This is a genomic window from Paraburkholderia sp. SIMBA_027 (genome assembly GCF_046535315.1).
GTDB classification, from domain to species: domain Bacteria; phylum Pseudomonadota; class Gammaproteobacteria; order Burkholderiales; family Burkholderiaceae; genus Paraburkholderia; species Paraburkholderia tropica.
Genome location: NZ_JAWRWY010000021.1, coordinates 70,288 through 90,332, shown reverse-complemented (window position 1 = coordinate 90,332; position 20,045 = coordinate 70,288). Strand labels below are relative to the sequence as shown.

The 20,045-nt window shown below is 68.3% G+C and carries 19 protein-coding genes; 7 read left to right on the top strand and 12 right to left on the bottom strand.

The features are described from left to right. Positions 1-3: 3 nt before the first annotated feature. Both SB764_RS32235 and SB764_RS32230 read right to left on the bottom strand, forming a co-directional pair. On the bottom strand, positions 4-399 hold the full coding sequence (locus tag SB764_RS32235; protein WP_065061120.1) for a dihydroneopterin aldolase: 396 nt from the start codon (positions 397-399) through the stop codon (positions 4-6). A 274-nt stretch (positions 400-673) separates the two neighbouring features. After that, entirely contained in the window at positions 674-1,537 is an 864-nt protein-coding gene (locus SB764_RS32230) for an SDR family oxidoreductase (RefSeq protein ID WP_082992001.1), read from the bottom strand. On the opposite strand from SB764_RS32230, the gene SB764_RS32225 reads away from it, so the two are divergent. Beyond that, a complete protein-coding gene (locus SB764_RS32225) occupies positions 1,518-2,762 on the top strand; it encodes a class I SAM-dependent methyltransferase (RefSeq protein WP_410865940.1) in 1,245 nt (414 codons plus the stop codon). The two genes, SB764_RS32230 and SB764_RS32225, sit on opposite strands and share 20 nt — an antisense overlap. A 34-nt stretch (positions 2,763-2,796) precedes the next feature. Then, complete coding sequence (locus SB764_RS32220; RefSeq protein WP_065061122.1) at positions 2,797-2,991, top strand: DUF2905 domain-containing protein; 195 nt, start codon at positions 2,797-2,799, stop codon at positions 2,989-2,991. Positions 2,992-3,056: 65 nt separating this feature from the next. Here SB764_RS32220 and SB764_RS32215 read toward each other — a convergent pair whose 3' ends face one another. From SB764_RS32215 to SB764_RS32200, 4 genes are all read right to left on the bottom strand, one after another. Continuing rightward, positions 3,057-4,328: a multifunctional CCA addition/repair protein gene (locus SB764_RS32215; protein ID WP_065061123.1), complete on the bottom strand. Its 1,272-nt coding sequence runs from the start codon at positions 4,326-4,328 to the stop codon at positions 3,057-3,059. Beyond that, positions 4,325-4,981, bottom strand: a complete 657-nt coding sequence (locus tag SB764_RS32210) for a glutathione S-transferase family protein (RefSeq protein WP_110327922.1) — start codon at positions 4,979-4,981, stop codon at positions 4,325-4,327. Before SB764_RS32210 ends, SB764_RS32215 begins: the two co-directional genes overlap by 4 nt. A gap of 91 nt (positions 4,982-5,072) precedes the next feature. Continuing rightward, positions 5,073-6,029 (bottom strand): complex I NDUFA9 subunit family protein, encoded by a 957-nt coding sequence (locus SB764_RS32205; RefSeq protein WP_074982763.1) that lies wholly within the window; start codon positions 6,027-6,029, stop codon positions 5,073-5,075. 104 nt (positions 6,030-6,133) lie between these two features. Further along, positions 6,134-8,107: a transglycosylase SLT domain-containing protein gene (locus SB764_RS32200; RefSeq protein ID WP_410865939.1), complete on the bottom strand. Its 1,974-nt coding sequence runs from the start codon at positions 8,105-8,107 to the stop codon at positions 6,134-6,136. A 20-nt stretch (positions 8,108-8,127) separates the two neighbouring features. Between SB764_RS32200 and SB764_RS32195 the strand changes: the two genes are divergently transcribed. Then, positions 8,128-8,736, top strand: a complete 609-nt coding sequence (locus tag SB764_RS32195; RefSeq protein WP_410865938.1) for a 5-formyltetrahydrofolate cyclo-ligase — start codon at positions 8,128-8,130, stop codon at positions 8,734-8,736. Between the two features lie 47 nt (positions 8,737-8,783). On the opposite strand, the gene SB764_RS32190 is transcribed toward SB764_RS32195, so the two are convergent. Next, the gene (locus SB764_RS32190) at positions 8,784-9,296 is read right to left on the bottom strand and encodes a winged helix DNA-binding protein (RefSeq protein WP_074982767.1); all 513 of its coding nucleotides are present in this window, start codon (positions 9,294-9,296) and stop codon (positions 8,784-8,786) included. 214 nt (positions 9,297-9,510) lie between these two features. Between SB764_RS32190 and pxpB the strand changes: the two genes are divergently transcribed. The 4 genes from pxpB to SB764_RS32170 all read left to right on the top strand — a co-directional run bounded on the left by pxpB (position 9,511) and on the right by SB764_RS32170 (position 14,597). Continuing rightward, complete coding sequence (pxpB, locus tag SB764_RS32185; protein WP_156773931.1) at positions 9,511-10,191, top strand: 5-oxoprolinase subunit PxpB; 681 nt, start codon at positions 9,511-9,513, stop codon at positions 10,189-10,191. After that, positions 10,188-11,258, top strand: a complete 1,071-nt coding sequence (locus tag SB764_RS32180) for a biotin-dependent carboxyltransferase family protein (RefSeq protein ID WP_110327892.1) — start codon at positions 10,188-10,190, stop codon at positions 11,256-11,258. Before pxpB ends, SB764_RS32180 begins: the two co-directional genes overlap by 4 nt. Positions 11,259-11,406: 148 nt before the next feature. Further along, a complete protein-coding gene (pxpA, locus tag SB764_RS32175) occupies positions 11,407-12,159 on the top strand; it encodes a 5-oxoprolinase subunit PxpA (RefSeq protein ID WP_065065656.1) in 753 nt (250 codons plus the stop codon). Positions 12,160-12,419: 260 nt separating this feature from the next. Next, the gene (locus SB764_RS32170) at positions 12,420-14,597 is read left to right on the top strand and encodes a tetratricopeptide repeat protein (RefSeq protein WP_410865937.1); all 2,178 of its coding nucleotides are present in this window, start codon (positions 12,420-12,422) and stop codon (positions 14,595-14,597) included. On the opposite strand, the gene SB764_RS32165 is transcribed toward SB764_RS32170, so the two are convergent. From SB764_RS32165 to SB764_RS32145, 5 genes are all read right to left on the bottom strand, one after another. Continuing rightward, entirely contained in the window at positions 14,578-15,789 is a 1,212-nt protein-coding gene (locus SB764_RS32165; protein WP_408583228.1) for a TraB/GumN family protein, read from the bottom strand. The genes SB764_RS32170 and SB764_RS32165 overlap by 20 nt on opposite strands. A gap of 52 nt (positions 15,790-15,841) precedes the next feature. Beyond that, positions 15,842-16,861 carry a peptide ABC transporter ATP-binding protein gene (locus tag SB764_RS32160; protein WP_065065654.1) on the bottom strand — a complete coding sequence of 340 codons (1,020 nt, stop codon included), beginning with the start codon at positions 16,859-16,861 and terminating at the stop codon, positions 15,842-15,844. Further along, positions 16,858-17,877 (bottom strand): ABC transporter ATP-binding protein, encoded by a 1,020-nt coding sequence (locus SB764_RS32155; RefSeq protein ID WP_065065653.1) that lies wholly within the window; start codon positions 17,875-17,877, stop codon positions 16,858-16,860. Before SB764_RS32155 ends, SB764_RS32160 begins: the two co-directional genes overlap by 4 nt. 85 nt (positions 17,878-17,962) lie before the next feature. After that, positions 17,963-18,880 carry an ABC transporter permease subunit gene (locus SB764_RS32150; RefSeq protein WP_065065652.1) on the bottom strand — a complete coding sequence of 306 codons (918 nt, stop codon included), beginning with the start codon at positions 18,878-18,880 and terminating at the stop codon, positions 17,963-17,965. 51 nt (positions 18,881-18,931) lie between these two features. Beyond that, positions 18,932-19,945, bottom strand: a complete 1,014-nt coding sequence (locus tag SB764_RS32145; protein ID WP_065065651.1) for an ABC transporter permease subunit — start codon at positions 19,943-19,945, stop codon at positions 18,932-18,934. Between the last annotated feature and the right edge of the window lie 100 nt (positions 19,946-20,045).

Below are 20,045 nucleotides of genomic sequence, written 5' to 3'. Positions count from 1 at the left end.
GAATCAGTCCTCTTTGATGCGAAAGACTTCGACGCCCACCGCGTCGCAGTCCGGATAGACGTCGGGCTTTTCGGTCGAGACGCGCACGGCACGCACCTGCTCGTGCGCGAGCAGCGCGGCGGCGAGGTCGTCGACGAGCGTTTCCTGCAGATGGATATGCCCCTGGCCGATGCGGGCCGCGACCGTCGCGCGCATGTAGTCGTAATCGACGACTTCGCGCAGCTTGTCTTCGCGCGGCGTGGTCGACGCGAGCGGCACGTACAGATCGACGTTGATCACGACGCGCTGTTCGCCGCGTTTTTCGAAGTCGTGCACGCCGATGTTGATGTTGACTTCGTAGTTGCGCAGAAAAAGCCGGCGGCAGTCGGCGAGCCGGGGATGCAGGAGTACGGCGGACATGTTCGTTCCAGTCGATAAAAGCGTGCGGTTCAGGCACCTGCGCAGGCGCGCTGCGCCATGCGGGTCATTCAGGGTCGCGCGGTCGTTCTGCCAGACTGCCGGGGCGCTTGGGCGAGCGGCGCGACGAGGTGGGAAGGACCGCGATAAAACGTTTCGGGCGCGCGGAATTGTCTTGCAGTTAGTTGCAATTCAATGCCGGGCAGTCATGCTGCGCCCGCGACCGGTTTTTCGCGAACGCCGGCGGGCGCGCGGAGCCTCAGACTTCTCTGGCCGCTCAAGCGCCCGTCAAAAACATCACGTCGCGCGGCAGCGGCACGAGATGCTGGCCGCCGTCGACGACGAGCGTCGTGCCGGTCACGCCGCGCGCCTGCGCGAGATACAGCGCGGCGTCGATCAGATCTTCGGGCCGCGACGCCCGGCCCAGCGGCGTCACCTTGTGCGCGGCCTCGAAGCCTTCTGGCGACTGATCGCCGGATTGCAGCGTGAGGCCGGGCGCGAGACCCGCCACGCGCACCTTCGGCGCGAGCGCCTGGGCCAGCGCGACGGTGGCGTTCGCGAGCGCCGCCTTCGTCAGCGTATACGACAGATAGTCCGGATTCATGTTGTACAGCTTCTGGTCGAGCACGTTGATGACGCACGCGCGCAGCGCTTCGTCGTCGATCGCCGCGTCGGGCGTGGCCTCCCAGAGCGTGCGCGCCAGCACGAGCGGCGCGCCCACGTTGATCGCCATGAGCTGCAGCAACTTCTCGTAGCCGACGTCGCGCGCCGTGTCCTCGCTGAAACGCGACGCGTTGTTCAGCACGCAGGACGGCCTGCCGAGCGCCGCCGTGCAATCGGGCACGAGTTGCGCCACCTGCGCCTCGCTCGCCAGATCGGCATGCAGCGCGATCGCGCGACGGCCCAGCGCGCGGATTTCCGCGACGACTTCGTCGGCTTCCTCGCGCGAGTCGCCGTAATGCACCGCCACGTCCCAGCCGTGCGCCGCGAAGCCCAGCGAGAACGCCCGGCCGATGCGCCGCGCGCCGCCCGTCACCAGCACCACGCGCGCGGACGCAGCGGGTCTGACGGGGTCGGATGCAAAATGATCCGCCTGCGCTGCGTCGCGTTCAGGCGCGCCGATGCCGGAAGTTGCGCTCATTTACAATGCCGGGATGAATCCGAAAGCTCACGAACCCGCTAGTTTACCTGTTCCCGAGCCGATCGCGCTCGCGCAGTCCGAGGCGCTCGCCGCGACCTTGCGCGCCGAACTCGCCGCGGCGGGCGGCTGGCTGCCGTTCGACCGCTACATGGAGCGCGCGCTCTACGCGCCGGGCCTCGGCTATTACAGCGGCGGCGCGCGCAAATTCGGCCTGTTCGCCGACGACGGCAGCGACTTCGTAACCGCGCCCGAGATGTCGCCGCTGTTCTCGACCACGCTCGCGCGCGCCGTCGCCGAAGCGCTGGAAAAAAGCGGCACGCGCAAGCTGATGGAGTTCGGCGCGGGCACGGGCCGGCTCGCGGCGGGCGTGATGCTCGCGCTCGAGGCGCTGAACGTGAGCTTCGATTCCTGGGATATCGTCGATCTGTCGGGCGAGCTGCGCGAGCGTCAGCGCGAGACCATCGCGAAGCTCGCGCCGCATCTGGCCGAGCGCGTGCGCTGGCTCGACGCGCTGCCCGAAACGTTCGAAGGCGTGGTGATCGGCAACGAAGTGCTCGATGCCATGCCGGTGCGCCTCTTCGCCCGCAAGGACGCCGTGTGGCACGAGCGCGGCGTGGCCGTGAACGATGCGGGCGCCTTCGTGTTTTCCGACCGCCCCGCGCACAGCGGCGAAGCGAACTGGGCGCAGAGCGAGCCGGGCAACGTACTCGCGCAGATCGAGGGCAGCGAGGATTACGTCGCGGAAACGCACGAAGCGGCGCTCGCTTTCACGCGCACGGTCTGCACCATGCTCACGCGCGGCGCGGCGTTCTTCATCGATTATGGCTTTCCGGCCGGCGAGTACTACCACCCGCAGCGCGTGCAAGGCACGCTGATGTGCCACTATCGGCACCGTGCGCACGGCGATCCGTTCCTCTACCCCGGCTTGCAGGACATCACGGCGCACGTCGAATTCAGCGGCATCGCGCAGGCGGGCGTGGAAACCGGCGCCGATCTGCTCGGCTACACCTCGCAGGCGCGCTTCCTGATGAACGCGGGCATCACCGAGGTGCTCGGCGAAATCGATCCGGGCGACGTCGTGCGTTTCATGCCCGCGGCGAACGCGGTGCAAAAGCTCGTCTCCGAAGCGGAGATGGGCGAGCTGTTCAAGGTGATCGCGTTCTCGCGCGGCATCGACTCGACCCTCGCCGCGTTCGCGCGCGGCGACCGCAGCCACACGCTCTGATCACGCTCACTTCCCCCTCTCTCACGGCCCCGACATGATCCGCTGGTTTCTGACCACCTTCATCGCCGTCGCGATTCTGTCGGGCGCGCAGCCCTGGTTGCGCAAGCTCGGCATCGGCCGTCTGCCCGGCGACGTCACGCTGCGCCTGTTCGGCCGCGAGTATCCGCTGCCGTTCATGTCGACGCTGGTGCTGTCGATGGCCTTGTCGTTTCTCGTGCGCGCGCTTTGAGTCGATGAAATAAAAAACGGCGCACACGTGCGCCGTTTTCCGCTCCCACGAACATCGATCAGGTCTCAAGCCGCCGCGAGCGCGCCCTCGACCGCATCGACGCGCGCGCGATGCACCGCGTCCTTGATTTTCTCCGCCACCGACGTGCCGCTCTTGCCGTTCGCCTGACCCGCCGCCGTCACTTCGCCGGCGATCTTGCCCGCATCCACGCCGCGCGCCGCCACCAGCGCCACGCGCAGGCGCTCGGCCTGCGGATACGGCGCATTCTCCCAGTTCAGCCGTCCGCGCAGATCGGACTCGCAGGCCTGCAACGCCTCGGCGAAACGCGCGGGCTTGCGCAACGCGTCGCTGCGCTCGAACAGCCGCACGAGCGCCGCCGCGCCCATATCCATCACGCGATGCACGTTGCCATGTTCGCGCGCGACCAGCACCGCGAGATCGCGGCAATCGTTGGGCACGCGCAGACGCTCGCACAGCGGCTTGAGCAGATCGACGCTGCGTCCTTCATGGCCGATGTGACGCGGCAGCACGTCCTCGGGCGTGGTCGCCTTGCCGAGATCGTGCGTGAGCGCCGCGAAACGCACCGGCAGCGCATAGCCCTGCGCAGCCGCGTGGTCGATCACCATCATCACGTGCACGCCGGTGTCGACTTCGGGGTGATAGTCGGCGCGCTGCGGCACGCCCCAGAGCGCATCCACTTCCGGCAGCACGCGGGCGAGCGCGCCGCATTCGCGCAGCACCTCGAACATGCGCGACGGCTTCGCTTCCATCAGTCCGCGCGAGACTTCCTGCCAGACGCGTTCGGGCACGAGCGCGTCGGCCTCGCCCGAACTCACCATCGCGCGCATCAGCGCCAGGGTTTCGGGCGCGACGGTGAAATCGGCGAAACGCGCCGCGAAGCGCGCCACGCGCAGGATGCGCACGGGATCTTCGAGGAACGCATCGCTGACATGACGGAACACGCGCGCGCGCAAATCGTTCGCGCCGCCGTACGGATCGACGATCGGACCGGTCAGCACGCCGCCCGGCTGCACCTCGCGCGCCATCGCGTTGATGGTGAGGTCGCGCCGCGCGAGATCCTCTTCGAGCGTGACGTCGGGCGCGTAGAAGAACTGGAAGCCGTGATAGCCCGCCGCCGTCTTGCGCTCGGTGCGCGCGAGCGCGTACTCCTCCTGGGTCTGCGGATGCAGAAACACCGGAAAGTCCTTGCCGACCGGACGATAACCCTGCGCGGCCATCTGCTCCGGCGTCGCGCCGACCACGACGTAATCGCGGTCGCGCACCGGCAGGCCGAGCATCTCGTCGCGGATCGCGCCGCCTACGACATAAATCTTCATGCTGCGGAATCGTCGAGTTCGTCGTGGCCGATGCGATGCGTCTCGCGGCGCGCGGCGTCGATCCACGCGGCCACGGCGGGCAGCGCCGTGACGCGTTGCGCGTAAGCGGCGGCCTGCGCGGACAGCGGCGGCTGATAGCTGTTGAAGCGCATCACCACGGGCGCGAACATCGCGTCGGCGATGCTGAATTCGCCGAACAGGAACGGGCCGCCGCTCGCGTCGAGACAGGCGCACCAGAGCGCGTCGATGCGCGCGACGTCGGCGAGCGCACCGGGCGTCGCGCCCGCGCCCGGCTTGATCGTGCGGATCGCCATCGGCATGTGCGTGCGCAGTTCGCCGAAGCCCGAATGCATTTCGGCGCTCACGCTGCGCGCCTGCGCGCGCACGTTGGCGTCGCGCGGCCACATCGCGTGTTGCGGAAAACGCTCGGCGAGCGTTTCGGCAATCGCGAGCGAATCCCACACCGCCACGGCTTCGTCGGTCACGAGGCACGGCACCTTGCCCGACGACGAGAACGCGAGAATCGCGTCCTTCGTGCCCGGCTGATCGAGTTCGATCAGCACCTCTTCGAACGGCAGGCCGAAATGCGTCATCAGCACCCAGGGGCGCATCGACCACGACGAGTAGTTTTTGTCTCCGATAACGAGCTTCATGATGACTATCGCAAAAATGTAAGGGGACGCCGCGCCGGCCAGCCTGCCTGCTTGTTGCCCGGCGGCCCTGCGCCGCGTCCGGCGCGCCGGTCTATCGTCCCGCGCTGGCGCGGAAGATGTTCAGGCGCGAGCGCAGCGAGGCGTCGGCGAGATAAAGCGGCGCGATCGTTTCGATGCTCGCGGGCTCCACGCCCAGCTCGGGCGCGAGCGGGCCGCTCAGCACGCTGTCGACTTTCATCGAATCGAGATTGTCGCGCGTGAGCACGGGTTCTCCCGGCGCCAGTTCGAACGAGAACGCCTGCAGCCGCGCGAATGCGTCGGGCAGCCGCACGATGCGCGCGTGCCGGCCGATCGCCTCGCCGCAATACTTCACGAGCTGCTCGAGCGTGTAGACGGTCGGGCCGCCGAGTTCGTAAGTGTGCCCGCTCGCGGCGTCGAGATCGAGCACATTCACGATCGCCTTCGACACGTCGCCCACATAGACCGGTTGAAATTTCGCATCCGGCATGCCCAGCGGGATCACCGGAAAGAGTTTCTGCAGCACCGCGAAACGGTTGAGAAAGTTGTCTTCGGGACCGAACACGACCGACGGACGGAAGATCGTGGTGGCCAGCGACGTGGATGCGTGCACGGCCTTCTCGCCGTCGCCCTTCGAGCGCAGATACATGCTCGGGCCGCGCGAGTCGGCGCCCAGCGCGCTCAGGTGGATGAGCCGGTGCACGCCCTTGCCTTCGCAGGCCGCAACGATTTTGGTCGGCAGATCGACATGGAGCTTCGTGAAGCCCGGGCCGTAGGGCGTGCCGTGGCCGCCGTTGAGCGTGCCGACGAGATTGATGACGGCGTCCGCGCCTTCGAGAAAGCTCGCGAGCGCGACGGGATCGGTCACGTCGGTTTCGAAGACGTCGATGGGCAGCAGGGTGAGATGGCGGGCGTTCGCGCGGCGGCGGGCCGCCACACGCACGGTCTTGCCGGCCTCGACGAGCGCATTGACGAGGTGGCTTCCGATGAATCCCGAACCGCCGATGACCGCGATGGCTTGATGTCTCATCTTCGACCTCCTCGTGCCCACGGCGGCGAGGCGTGGAGAGGTCCGCAGATGACGGCTGGCGAGGCGGCGCGGCCCGCGTGGGAGCGGAACGCGCCGCGCGGCGCTTACGGCGAAATGTAGCCGAGACGCGCCTTCAGCGATTGCGGACGGCCCTCGAACAGCGCCGCGTAGTAGACGGTGTTGGACAACACGTTTTTCACGTAATCGCGGGTTTCCTGAAACGGAATGGATTCCGCGAAGATGGCGCCTTCGACGCCGCCCTGCAAGGTGGAACGCCACTGACGCGGGCGCCCCGGTCCCGCGTTGTAGCCCGCGGTGGCGAGCACGGCGGAACCGTCGAACTGATTGTAAATCATCGACAAATAGTTCGTTCCGAGCAGGATATTGGTGTCGAGGTCGTTGAGCTGATCGCGCGACAGCGGGCCGAGGCCGATCTTCTTCGCGACCATTTGCGCCGTGGCCGGCATGATCTGCATCAGACCGCTCGCGCCCACGCCCGACTTCGCGTTGAGAATGAAGCGCGATTCCTGACGGATCAAGCCGTAGGCCCATTCGACGTCGAGCCCGTTGGTCTGCGCGTCGCGCTCCACCACGTCGCGGAACGGCGCGAGATAGCGCAGCGAGAAGTCGTGTTCGCTTTGCGTGCGGTCGGCCGTGTTCACCGTGCGGTCGAGCAATTGAATGCGCTTCGCGTATTCGGCCGCGGCGAGCAGTTGACGGTCGCTCATGCCGCGCAACGGCCAGTTCCATTCGCGATTGCCTTCGAGACGCAGGTTCAGCGCGTAGAAACGCTGCGCGAGCGCAAAGCCCGGCGTTTGACCGGCTTGCGTGACTTCGGCGTCGCTGACCGTGGTCTTGGGCGGAATCGTGATCTTCTGGCCGAGTTCTTCGGTGGCGAGCTGGCCGTAGAAGTTATAGCCCTGCGAGATCGAGGCGAATTCCTGGCTCGCCTGGCCGGTGTCGCCCGCCTGCTTGAGCGCGCGTGCGTGCCAGTAGACCCACGACGGCTGCGCGCGCAGCGCGGCCGGCATCTGCTCGATCGACCAGCGCACCATGGTCCAGTCGCCGCCGAGCAGCGCGGCGCGCGTGCGCCATTCGTAAGCCGGGCTCGACAGCGGCGCGTTGGCCGAAAGGCGATACCAGTCGAGCGCGCCCGGCATGCGCTTGAGCGCCGCCTGATAGCCGATCGTGCCCCAGCCGATCGCCCGCTCGGGCGAGGTGAGCGAGGGCGCGACGGCCGCATAGGTGGCCGCGGTCATGGCCGGATCGTTGCGTGCCATCACCGTGACCGCGAGCAGCGCGAGCTGATGCGATTGCGGGTCGGCGCCGGCGCCGCGCGCGAGCATGAGCGGCGGCGTGCTGACGGCCTGGCTGAACGCCGTGGGGTCGGGACGCTGTGCGAGCGCGTCGAGCAGCTTCGAGCCGGTGGTGGTCTGGTTCTGTTCGTAAGCGAGACGGATCTGCTGCCAGACGTCGTCGCTCGAGAACTGGCCTTTGATGGCGAGCGCCGTAATGAGGTCGACGCAACCGTCGCCGTAATAACGCGGTTCGGTGAGCAGCGCGCGTGCGTCGTCGGCGACGTTATCGCCGCGTGCCGCGCGCGACTCCAGCGCGTAGCACTTCACCTGCGTGTCGTCGTTGAGCACGAAGCGCGGATACTGCTTGTCGAAATTCGCCCAGTCGTGACGCGCGCCCAGCACGAGCAGATAGTCGTTGCGCATGCGGTCGCCGATCGCCTCGCCGTCGTGGCGCTGCAGGAACGACAGCACGGGCGCGTCGGGCGCATCCACGCGTGCGTGGCCCTGCGAGTCGAACAACTGCGGCTTGAGCTGGAAGTATTCGAGATACGACGGCGCCGGATAGTCGGGAATCATCGCCGCGAGTTGCGCGGCGCGCGCCGGGTCGTTGTTGCGCGCGGCTTCGCGAAGCTGGATGAAAGTCTGGTCGTCGGGCGTGAGGGTCGCCCCCACGGGCAGGGCGACGGGCCGCACGGCGTCGGCCGTGCTGCACGCGACGAGTGCAGCGGCGGTCAGTGCGAGACCGACCACGCGATATACTCGAACAAGGCGTTTGGACATCGTTATTTCTGGAGCGCGAGGTGAACCCAAGCATAGCACGCAACCCCCTTGCGGAATCCAAAAAGGACTGGCGTATCAAGCTGCGCGAGGCACGCCTGGCGGCGTCTTCGGACGCTGCTGTAAGCGCCGCTCTGACGGTTCATCTCGATGCGCTGATCGCGCGACTCGCTCCGCTTTCAATCGGCTTTTATTGGCCGCTGCCTGGCGAGTTCGACGCGCGCGCGTGGATCGCTGCGTGGCTCGCCGCCGCCCCCTCGCGCCGCGCCGCGCTGCCCGCGATTCCCGAGCGTCATACTCCGCTGCATTTCTACGCGTGGACACCGGATGCGCCGATGCGCGAAGGCCATCACGGCATCCTCGAACCGGCGCAGCCGCTCGCCGTGGTGCCCGATCTGCTGCTCGTGCCGTGCGTGGGCTTCGACCGCGCGGGATACCGGCTCGGCTACGGCGGCGGCTATTACGACCGCACGCTCGCCGCGTGGTCCGGCGCGCAGCCGCCGTACACCGTGGGCATCGCTTACGAAACGTGTCGTATCGACGACGGCGTGCTCGAACCGGAAGCGCACGATCTGCCGCTCGACGCGATCGTCACCGAGACGGGAGCGCATCTCGCGCATCGCGGCGCGTAAGGAATTCGCAACCGCGCGTCCCGCGTCGCCGCCGTTTTTCGATCACTTCACAACGAAGCCGCCGCGCGCGCCGCCGTGTCATACAGTCCGGACGCGTTGCGCATCAGTTGCGCGGCATCGCCGATCTGCGCGTTGGACAAGCCGCTCTCCTTGAGCGTGGCGATCAGGCAGCTTTCGCGCACGTCGCGATATCGCAGACACAACTCGCGCCCCGCGGGCGTCACCGCGAAAAACGCCTCCTTGCCGTGCTTCTCGCTCGTCACATAGCCGCGCGCGACAAGCTTCTTCAGCGCGTAGGTGGCGACGTGCGTATCCTCGATATTGAGCACGAAACAGATATCGGCGAGCTTCTTGCGCCGGTCGCGATGACCGACGTGATGCAGCAGCGATACCTCGATCGGCGTCATGTCCTTGGCCCCGGCCGCCGACATGCAGCGCACCATCCAGCGATCGAACGCATTGCTGGCCATGATGAGCGCGTACTCGAGTTCGGAGAGTTCGGCGCTCGTCTCGGAGACGAGATGTTCGGACGATACGATCCTGGTCGGCTGGCGCGGCATGACGAAAGTCCCGGCGTGACAGTGGTGGCGCCAGTGTAGAGGCGGCCTGCTTGCGGCGCGCCTGGCACAAACGCTTGTTGAGAATTTGTCGATAATTTGTCGAGAATGTACGCTGACAGAAACGGGCTTGCCTGCAACCCGCCTGCAATCCGCTTGCGACCTGTTCGCGGCCTGTTCGCGGCCCGTTTTCCCTCCATTTCCGGACACCATGCGCATACCCGTTCCACGCATCTACTTTCTCGGCGACGAGGCGCTCGTCTGCGAAGCGCCGCCGCCCGCCACGCTGGAAGTCCAGCGCCGCATCTGGGCCGTGGCCGCGCAGGCGCGCGGTTGGGCCGCCGTGCGCGAGGTCGTGCCCGGCATGAACAATCTGACGATTGCCTTCGATGCGCTCGACGCCGATGCCGCCGCGCTGGCCGCCGCGCTCGAAGCCGCGTGGCACGCCGGTGAAAGCAACGACGCAAGCAACGACGAAAGCCACGTTCCGCCCGAAGGCCGCGACATCGAGATTCCGGTGAGCTACGGCGGCGCGGCGGGCCCGGATCTCGCCGACGTCGCGCGCCATACGGGCCTCGCGCCCGAGGACGTGGTACGGCGTCACGCGGCGGGCGTCTACACGGTGTTCTTCCTCGGCTTCCAGCCCGGCTTCGCGTATCTCGGCGGCCTCGACGCGTCGCTGCACACGCCGCGCCGCGCCGAGCCGCGTCTGGCCGTGCCCGCCGGTTCGGTCGGCATCGGCGGCGAGCAGACGGGCATCTATCCGGCCGCCTCGCCCGGCGGCTGGCAACTGATCGGCCGCACCGCGCTCGCGCTGTTCGATCCCGCGCGCCAGCCGCCCACGCTGCTGCTGCCGGGCGACCGCGTGCGTTTCACCATTGCGGAGATCCACGCATGATCGAAGTCCTGCGCGCGGGCCTCCTCACCACGGTCCAGGATCTGGGCCGCCCCGGCTATCGGCATCTGGGCGTCGCGACGGGCGGCGCGCTCGACACGCTCGCGCTCGAAGTGGGCAACCGGCTGGTCGGCAACCGCCCCGACGCCGCGGGGCTCGAAATCACCTTCGGCCCGGTCGCGCTGCGTTTCGCGCGCGCGACGCGCGTGGCCATCACCGGCACCGACTTCGGCGCGACACTCGGCGACCAGCCCGTGTGGTCGTGGTGGAGCCTGCCGGTCGCGGCCGGTGAGACGCTCGTGCTGAACGGCGCGAAGCGCGGCATGCGCGCGTACGTGTGCGTCGCGGGCGGTATCGACGTGCTGCCGATGCTCGGCTCGCGCAGCACCGACCTCGCCGCCGGTTTCGGCGGGCTCGCGGGCCGCGCGCTCAAGGACGGCGACCGGCTCGCCACGGGCGCGTCGTTCGCGCCGGGCGGCGAACGCGCCTCGCTCGGTCCCGAGGCGCCGCCGTTCGGCGTGAAGGCGCCGACGCTGTGCAACTTCGTCCACGTCGACGAGCCGTATCACCGGCGCGGGCGGCATCCCGACGGCATGCTCTGGGCGCTGCCCGTGCGCGTGCTGCGCGGACCGGAATACGAGCGCTTCACGCCCGAGGCGCAGCGCGCGTTCTGGTCCGACGAATGGCAGGTGACGCCCAACAGCAACCGCATGGGCTACCGGCTCGACGGCACGCCGCTCGCGCGTGTCGCGCAGGAGACGGGCGGCGCGCTGCTCTCGCACGCCGTGCTGCCCGGCACGATTCAGGTGCCGCCGAACGGCCAGCCCATCGTGCTGATGAGCGATGCGCAGACCACCGGCGGCTATCCGAAGATCGGCGTCGTGATCCGCGCCGATTTGTGGAAGCTCGCGCAGGTGCGGCTTACGGCCGGCGTGCGCTTCGTCGAGGCGACGCCCGCCGTGGCGCGCCACGCGCTCGAAGAGGAGCGCGCGTATCTGCGCCAGATCGACGCCGCCATCGGCATGCAGGAGGAACGCTACGCGAGCCGCAAGCGCAACGCCGCAGCTTGAGGAAGCACGCGCGCCACGACGCAGCGGACAGCGACACGCGACAACACACATCGACACGCATCGACAGGCAAGGCAAAGCAGCACCCCGCACCAGGCAACGACACGCCCGCGCGCGACGCGGACGTGAGGCAACACGGAGAGAATCACCATGACGACCATCGATCTGAACGCCGATCTCGGCGAAGGCTGCGGTTCCGACGAGGCGCTGCTCGACCTCGTGAGCTCGGCCAACATCGCGTGCGGCTGGCACGCGGGCGGCGCCAACGCCATGCGCGAATGCGTGCGCTGGGCCGTGGAGAAAGGCGTGTCGATCGGCGCGCACCCGAGTTTCAACGATCCCGAGAACTTCGGCCGCAAGGAAATGGATCTGCCCGCCGGGGACATCTACGCGGGCGTGCTGTATCAGCTGGGCGCGCTGTCGGCGATCGCGCAGGCCGAAGGCGGACGCATCGCGCACGTCAAGCCGCACGGCGCGCTCTACAACCAGGCCGCGCGCGACGCGAAGATCGCCGACGCGATCGTGTCCGCCGTGCACGACTTCGATCCCTCGGTGACGGTATTCGCGCTCGCGGGCAGCGGGCTCGTGGCGGCCGCGCGCGAAGCGGGCCTCGTGGCCGTGGAGGAAGTGTTCGCGGACCGCGGCTATCGCGCCGACGGCTCGCTCGTGCCGCGCAGCGAGCCGGGCGCGCTGCTCGACGACGAAAGCACCGTGCTCGCCCGCACGCTCGCGATGATCCGTGAGCAGCGCGTGCAGGCCGTCGACGGCGCGTGGGTGCCGCTCAACGCCCAGACCATCTGCCTGCACGGCGACGGGCCGCACGCGCTCGAATTCGCGCGGCGCATCCGCGCAGCGCTCGACGAAGCGGGCATCGGCGTGCGCGCGGCGGGTGCACAGGCCTGAGGCGCTACGACGAAGCCCTACGACGAAGCGCGACGACAAAGCGCGGATGGCGGCGCGGGCGTGGCGCTGCGTGGCGCGGCCATCGTCCGGGCAGGAGAAAACGAACCGTGACCCGTCACGCTTCTTGACGATTCGCCGCGCTGCTTTGGGAGTTTTCTGATCGTCGCGCAGGGCACGGGCCGCTAACTTTCACGGTTCCTCCCTTCACGATCACGGTGGGTTCACGGATTCGCGCCGCGGCCCCGCCCCCGCCCCCTTCCATGTCCCCGACGCCCCCGCCCGATCCCGACGCCCGGCAGCCCGCCAACGTCCCCGATGCTTCGCCGACGCAGATAACCGATCCCGCCGCCAGCTTCACCGCCGCACTCGACGCCCACCGCGCCGGCCATCTGGACGCCGCACAGTCGCGCTACATGGCGCTCGTCGCCGCAGACGCCACGCATGCGGCGGCGCTGCATTACTGGGGCGTCGCGCGCCATCAGCTCGGCGACCATCGCGGCGCGCTGCTGCTGATGGACCGCGCGCTCGCCCACGCCGGCGGCGACGCGATCTGCTGGAGCAACCGCGCGCTCGCGGCGCACGCGCTGGGCGACAGCGCCGAGGCGCTGCGCAGCCTGCGCGAGGCGCTGCGGCTCGATCCGTCGCTCGCCGAAGCGCACAGCCATCTCGCGCTCGTCCTGCGCGATCGGGGCGATCAGCAGGATCTCGCGGCCGCCGTCGAGCACGGACGCGCGGCGCTGGCGCTCGCGCCGGATTATGTCGACGCGCACGTGAATCTCGGCAGCGCGCTCGCCGCGCTCGGCCGTCACGGCGAGGCCGTCGCGAGCTATCGCGCGGCGCTCGCGCTCACGCCAGGCGACGCGGGCATCCACTTCAATCTGGCCAACGCGCTGAATGCGCTGGGCGACGAGCCCGCCGCCATCGCCGGCTATCTGCGCGCGCTCGAACTGCATCCGGCTTACGCGGCGGCGTGGGTGAACCTCGGCACGCTGCTCGGCGGCACGGGCGACTACCGCAGCGCCGAAAAGTGTTACCGCCATGCGGTGGCGCTGGAGCCGAATCCGGCCAATCTCGTCTGCCTCGGCGCCGCGCTGGGCGCGCAGGGCCGCAACGACGAAGAGGAGCCGTACTATCTGCGCGCGCTGGCGCTCGATCCCGAGCATGCCAACGCGCAACAGAACCTCGTCTGGCTCAAGCTCAAGCGCGGCCAGTATCGCGAAGGCTGGGCGGCCTATGCGCGACGCTGGCGCGCCGCCGACTACGCGCCCTTCGACGTCGACGGCATGCCCGAATGGCGCGGCGAACCCTTGGCGGGCAAGCGCGTGCTGCTGGTGCACGAACAGGGTTTCGGCGACCAGATCCAGTTCGTGCGCTACGCCGCCGAGATCGCCGCGCGCGGCGCGAGCGTGGACGTCTGCGTGCCGCGCGCGCTGCTGTGGCTCGCGCAATCGGCGCCGGGCGTGCATCGCGCGTGGAGCGGCACGCCGTCGGGCGGCTACGACTACTGGATCTACATGATGAGCGTGCCGCCCGTGGTCGGCACGACGCTCGACACGATTCCGGCCACGGTGCCGTATCTGTTCGCGCGCAAGACGGAAGTCGCGGCGTGGCGTGCGCGTGTGCAGACGGCCATGCAGGCCGATCTTGCGCGGCGCGCGGGCAAGAGCTTGTCCACGGCTAAGGCCGGGCAGGCGGCGACAGCGCGCAAACCCGCCGGGCATCGCTGCGTCGGACTCGTGTGGGCGGGCAATCCGGGCTTCTACAACGACCGCAACCGCTCGCTGCCGCTCGCGGCGCTGCGCGACTGGTTCGCGCTCGCGCACGTCAGCTGGTTCTCGCTGCAAAAGGGCGAGGCGGCGCGCGCCCAGTTGAGCGCGCTCGCCGATCCCGCCAATGCCGCCGATTCCGCCTCGAACACCGTGATCCACGATTTCAGCGACGATCTGCACGATTTCGCCGATACCGCCGCGCTCATCATGAATCTCGATCTCGTGATCGCCGTGGATACGTCGGTCGCGCATCTGGCGGGCGCGCTCGGCAAGCCGGTCTGGGTGCTGGTGCCCGCGAACGGCGAGTGGCGCTGGCTGGAGCATCGCGCCGATTCGCCGTGGTATCCGACGGCGCGTCTGTTCCGTCAGCGCGAGGTGGGCGACTGGCGCGAGGCCATCGACGAGGTCCGCGAAGCGCTCGCCGCCGCGCCGACGCGGGTACGCGCGAAGTCGCGGCCGGTCGCGCGGAAGCTGGAGACAGCGGAGAAGGAAAGCGCCGTCACGCCGCAGCCGCAGGCAGAGCGCAAGCCGGGACACAAGCCGGCACGAAAGCCGGCGCGCGTCCGCGCCGTCGCCGGTGAAAGCACCGCCAACACCGCAAGCGGCGATCTCGTCGATCAGATGGACAACCCCGCCGTACCGCCCACGCTCACCCCGGATCCACCGTAAACCCGCGCTGACGCAGCAACTGCAACACGCCCTTGCGCCCGCCCAGATGCAGCGCGCCGATCGCCACGAACAGCGGCTTGTTCGGCGCGGCGTACTGCTGCATCCGCGAGACGAAGCGCCGGTTGCGCTCGTAGACGATGCGGTTGTCCACCGAAGCCGCCACGCGCCAGTCGCGCGACAGCTTTTCGGTGCGCGCCGCATCCCACGCGGCGATGGCGTCGGCGTCGCCCACGCGCCAGAGGCGCAGCAGCGTCTGCACGTCGGCGACGTTCTGCGCGGGCGTCTGCGCGAGATCCTGCGCCAGCATCTCGCGCTGCTGCGCGAGGTTCAGGTTCGTGAACGCGCGCATCTGCTCCGACAGCGTCTCCAGCCCGACGATGCGCCGCCCCTTCAGACGCAGAAACACGTTCTGCAATTGCGCCTCGGTGCCGTATTCGGTTTGCAGCCCGGCGCTCAGCGAATCGTAGGTTTCGACCAGCAGCGAGGCGAGCCACGGTTTCATCTTGCGGATTTCCGCCAGCGCCTCGGGATTGCCGCGCATGCGCGCCGCGAGTTTCAGCCACAGCGGGTCGGGCAGCAACTGTTCGAGACAGGGCTTGCGGCAGACGCCGTACTTCGAGACGTCGTCCTGCGAGACGAGCAGATCGTCGGGGGAGAGTTCCAGCGCGAGCGTGGGCGAAGCGTTGAGCGCCGCGAGAATCGGCGCGCGAAACGGCTGGCCGGGCGGATAGTCGACCGGATCGCCCACATGGAGCGTGCCGAGCAGATAGATGGTGGTGCTGCCGCGCGTGGCGACATAGAACGGCATGCGCGCGGGCCGCGTGCGCACCGGGCCGCCGGCGGTCGTGCCCGATGCGTAGCTCGGCACGGCGGGCGGCGAATGGAAGCCGGGCAGGCCGCCGCCCGACGGCAGGCGGGAGCCGGAAATGGGCGGACGCACGTTGGGCGCGCCGGCAGTATTGGCGGCGGCGCCCGCCGCGAGCGCATCGCCCGCATACGAGCCGAGCACGACCGCCAGCGCCAGCGCCGCGCCCATTGCCGCACGCGCGAGACCCCGCCACGATGCGCGCCGCCCGTCCATCGGACCCGCACATCCCCACACCGAGCGAAAAACCATCCGCAAACCCGCGCGAGCCCTCCTCGCCAGCCACTGCGCGCGCGCTTGCCGGCGCGCGCGCGTCGTCATCGACATGGCGGAGCAGCCGCCTGAAAGCGCGCGCGCCCGACGGCGCGCCACCGCTGTATCAGGCCGAACTGCTGCTCCCATCCATTTCCCCCACCTCTTCCGCACGATGGCAGGATACCTGACGCCCATCAACTTCGCGAAGTTGCGGCACTTCCTGACGGCACCGCTCGATCGCGTAAGGGCAGCGCTGATGGAACGTGCAGCCCGACGGCGGATTGAGCGGCGAAGGCAGTTCGCCCTCCAGCTTGATCTTCACGCGGCGGTCCGCCTCGAAGATCGCGGGCGTCGCCGAGAGCAGCGAGCGCGTGTACGGATGGCGCGGCCGGCCGATCACCGTGGCCTTGTCGCCGAGTTCCGCCACGCCGCCGAGGTACATCACCATCACGTCGTCGGCGATATGCTCGACCACCGCCAGATTGTGCGAGATGAACACGTAGCTGGTGCGGAACTGCTCCTGCAAATCCATGAACAGATTGAGAATCTGCGCCTGGATCGACACGTCGAGCGCCGACACCGGCTCGTCGGCGACCACGATCTGCGGATCGAGAATCATCGCGCGCGCGATCGCGACACGCTGGCGCTGCCCGCCCGAAAACATATGCGGATAACGCTTGGCGTGCTCGGGCCGCAAGCCGACGATGCGCATCATGTGCGCGATGCGGTCCGCGCGCTCGCTGGCGGTGAGTTTCGTGTTGATCGCGAGCGGCTCGCCGAGCGTCTGCTCGACGGTCTTGCGCGGATTGAGCGAGGCGAACGGGTTCTGGAACACCATCTGCACGCGGCGGCGCAGCGCGGCGATCTTCTCGCTGTTCGCACTGGCCACGTCCTCGCCGTCGATCGTGAGCTTGCCCGAGGTGGGCGGCTCGATCATCGTGAGCTGGCGCGCGAGCGTGGACTTGCCGCAGCCCGACTCGCCCACCACCGCGAGCGTGCGCCCGCGCGAGAGCGAGAACGACACGCCGTTGAGCGCCTTCACGGTGCCCGTGCCGAACATGCCGCGCTTCACGCTGTAATGCTTCTTGAGATCCTCGGCGACGAGCACCTTGTCGTCGGGCGCGGGTTTCTGGACTGCGTTCATCGCGCGCCTCCGTTCGTGTGGTTCATCGCCTGAGCGGCCGTCACGCCCTGCACGTTCAGCGGCTTGATGCAGCGCACGCGCGCGCAGCCGCTTTGATCGGCGACCTCGGCGAGCGCGGGGCGCGCCTTGTTGCAGTCGTCGATCACGTACTTGCAGCGCGGCGCGAACAGGCACCCGCTCGGGCGGTCGTCGCGGCCCGGCACCATGCCCGGCAGCGCGGCCAGACGCGCCGCGCCCTGGTTGTGCTCGGGAATCGCGGCGAGCAACGCCTCCGTGTACGGATGATGCGCACGCGCGAAGATATCCGGCACGCGGTTCGTTTCGATGATCTCGCCCGCATACATCACGGCCACGCGCTGCGCGACTTCGGAGACCACGGCCAGATCGTGCGAGATCAGCACGAGCGCCATGCCCCGCTCTTTCTGCAGACGCACGAGCAGTTCCATGATCTGCGCCTGAATCGTCACGTCCAGCGCCGTGGTGGGTTCGTCGGCGATCAGCAGCTTCGGATTGCAGGCCACCGCCATCGCGATCATCACGCGCTGGTTCATGCCGCCCGACATCTGGTGCGGGAAGTTGTCGATGCGGTTCTTCGCGTCGGGAATGCCCACCTGGTCGAGCAGTTCGAGCGCACGCGCATGCAGCGCCGAGCCGCGCAGACCTTCGTGCAGCTTGAGCACTTCCTTGATCTGATAGCCGACCGTGTAGCTCGGATTCAGGCTCGTGAGCGCATCCTGGAACACCATCGCGATGTCCTTGCCGACGATGCGGCGGCGCTCCTTGCCGGTCGCGTTGAGCAGATCGCGGCCGTCGAAGGTGATCGAGTCGGCCGTGACCTTGCCGGGCGCGTCGATCAGGCCCATCAGCGCCATCATCGTCACGCTTTTGCCCGAACCCGATTCGCCGACGATGCCGAGCACTTCGCCCGGCGCCACGGACAGATTCACGCGGTCGACGGCGGGCAGGCCGTTGAAATTCACGGCCAGATTGCGGATGGTAAGAAGTTCTTGGGTCATGTCAGGCCTCGCCGGGCCGCCCCAAGAGGACTGACGCCCCCTCGGGGGGCAACGACCGAAGGGAGTGTGGGGGTCGTTTTCATGATCAGGCCATCCGCTTCAGCTTGGGATCGAGTGCGTCGCGCAGCCCGTCGCCGAGCAGGTTGATCGCGAGCACCGAGATCAGAATCGAGAGGCCGGGCATCGTGACGATCCACCATGCGCTGTCGATGTAGTCGCGCGCCGAGGCGAGCATCGCGCCCCACTCCGCGGCGGGCGGCTGCACGCCGAGGCCGAGAAAGCCGAGCGCGGCCGCGTCGAGAATCGCCGAGCTGAAACCGAGCGTGGCCTGCACGATCAGCGGCGCGGTGCAGTTGGGCAGCACCTGCGAGAACATCAGCCGCAGCGTGCCCGCCCCCGCCACGCGCGAGGCGGTTACGTATTCCTTGTGCAGTTCGCCGAGCGCCGAGCCGCGCGTGAGACGCACGTAGCCGGGCAGCGCCACGATCGCGATCGCGAGCATGGTGTTGGTGAGGCCCGGACCGATGATCGCCACCACGGCCACCGCGAGCAGCAGCGAAGGCAGCGCGAGCAGCACGTCCATGAGGCGCATGATCGGCGTGTCGGCCCATTTCTCGAAGAACGCGGCGACGAGCCCGAGCACGATGCCCGGAATCAGCGCGAGCACGACCGACACGCAGCCGATCCACAGCGACAGCCGCGCGCCGAACATCAGGCGCGAGAGAATGTCGCGGCCCGCTTCGTCGGTGCCGAGAATGAACTTCCAGTTGCCGCCGTCGAGCCAGGCGGGCGGAATCTTCACGTAGTCGCGGTATTGCTCGATCGGGCTGTGCGGCGCGATCAGCGGCGCGAAGATCGCCACGAAAACCAGCAGCAGGACGATCACGCCCGCGCCGACGGCGCCCTTGTTGCGCGAGAAGTTCGCCCAGAATTCGCGCAGCACGAGCGCGCGTCCCGAAGGCGGCGTGACCGCGCGCGGCGCGGTGTTCTGAATGTCAGCCATCACGCCTCCTCGTTTCGATTGTGTTGTGGGGTGGTCTTGTTCATGTGCGGCTTACCTCGTATGGCGAATGCGCGGATTCAGCACGCCGTACAGCAGATCGACGACCAGATTCACGAGGATCACGAGCGTCGCGATCATGAGAATGCCGCCCTGCACCACCGGATAATCGCGGCGGCTGATCGCGTCGATCAGCCATTTGCCGATGCCGGGCCAGGAGAACAGCGTTTCGGTGAGCACCGCGCCCGCGAGCAGCGTGCCGACCTGCAGGCCGATCACGGTCACGACGGGAATCAGCGCGTTGCGCAGCGCGTGCACAACGATCACGCGCATGGGCGACAGCCCCTTGGCGCGCGCGGTGCGGATGTAGTCCTCGCGCAGCACTTCGAGCATCGACGAACGCGTCATGCGCGCGACCACCGCGAGCGGAATCGTGCCGAGCACGATCGCGGGCAGGATCAGATGCGAGAGCGCGGACTTGAACGAGCCTTCGTCGGTGCCCGGCAAAAGCGAGTCGATCAGCATGAAGCCGGTCACGTGCGGAATGTCGAATTCCACCGCGATGCGCCCGGAAACCGGCGTCCAGCCGAGCTTCGACGAGAACACCATGATGAGGATGAGGCCCCACCAGAAGATCGGCATGGAGTAGCCGGTGAGCGCCGTGCCCATCACGCCGTGATCGACCACGGTGCCGCGCTTGAGCGCCGCGAACACGCCCGCCGGCAGCCCGATCACGAGCGCGAAGATCAGCGCGCAGATCGACAGTTCGACGGTGGCCGGAAAGCGCGCCAGAAACTCGCCCATCACGCTCGTGTTGGTGATGATCGAGGTGCCGAGATTGCCTTGCAGCGCGTGGCCGACGTAGTGCAGATACTGCATCGGCAGAGGCTCGTCGAGCCCGAGGCGGTGCATCGCGTCGGCGTGCATTTGAGGATCGACGCCGCGCTCGCCCATCATCACTTCGATGGGGTCGCCCGGAATCAGGTGAATGAGCGCGAACGCCAGAATCGTGATGCCGATGAAGGTCGGAATCACCATGCCGATGCGGCGCAGTACGAAGCGGAACATGTGGTGTTCCCCCCTAAAACTTCAATGAGCCTGAATTGAAACGCAACCGGCGACAGGGGCTCGTGACCCCGGTCGCCGGACCATTTTCCGCCTGTTTTCC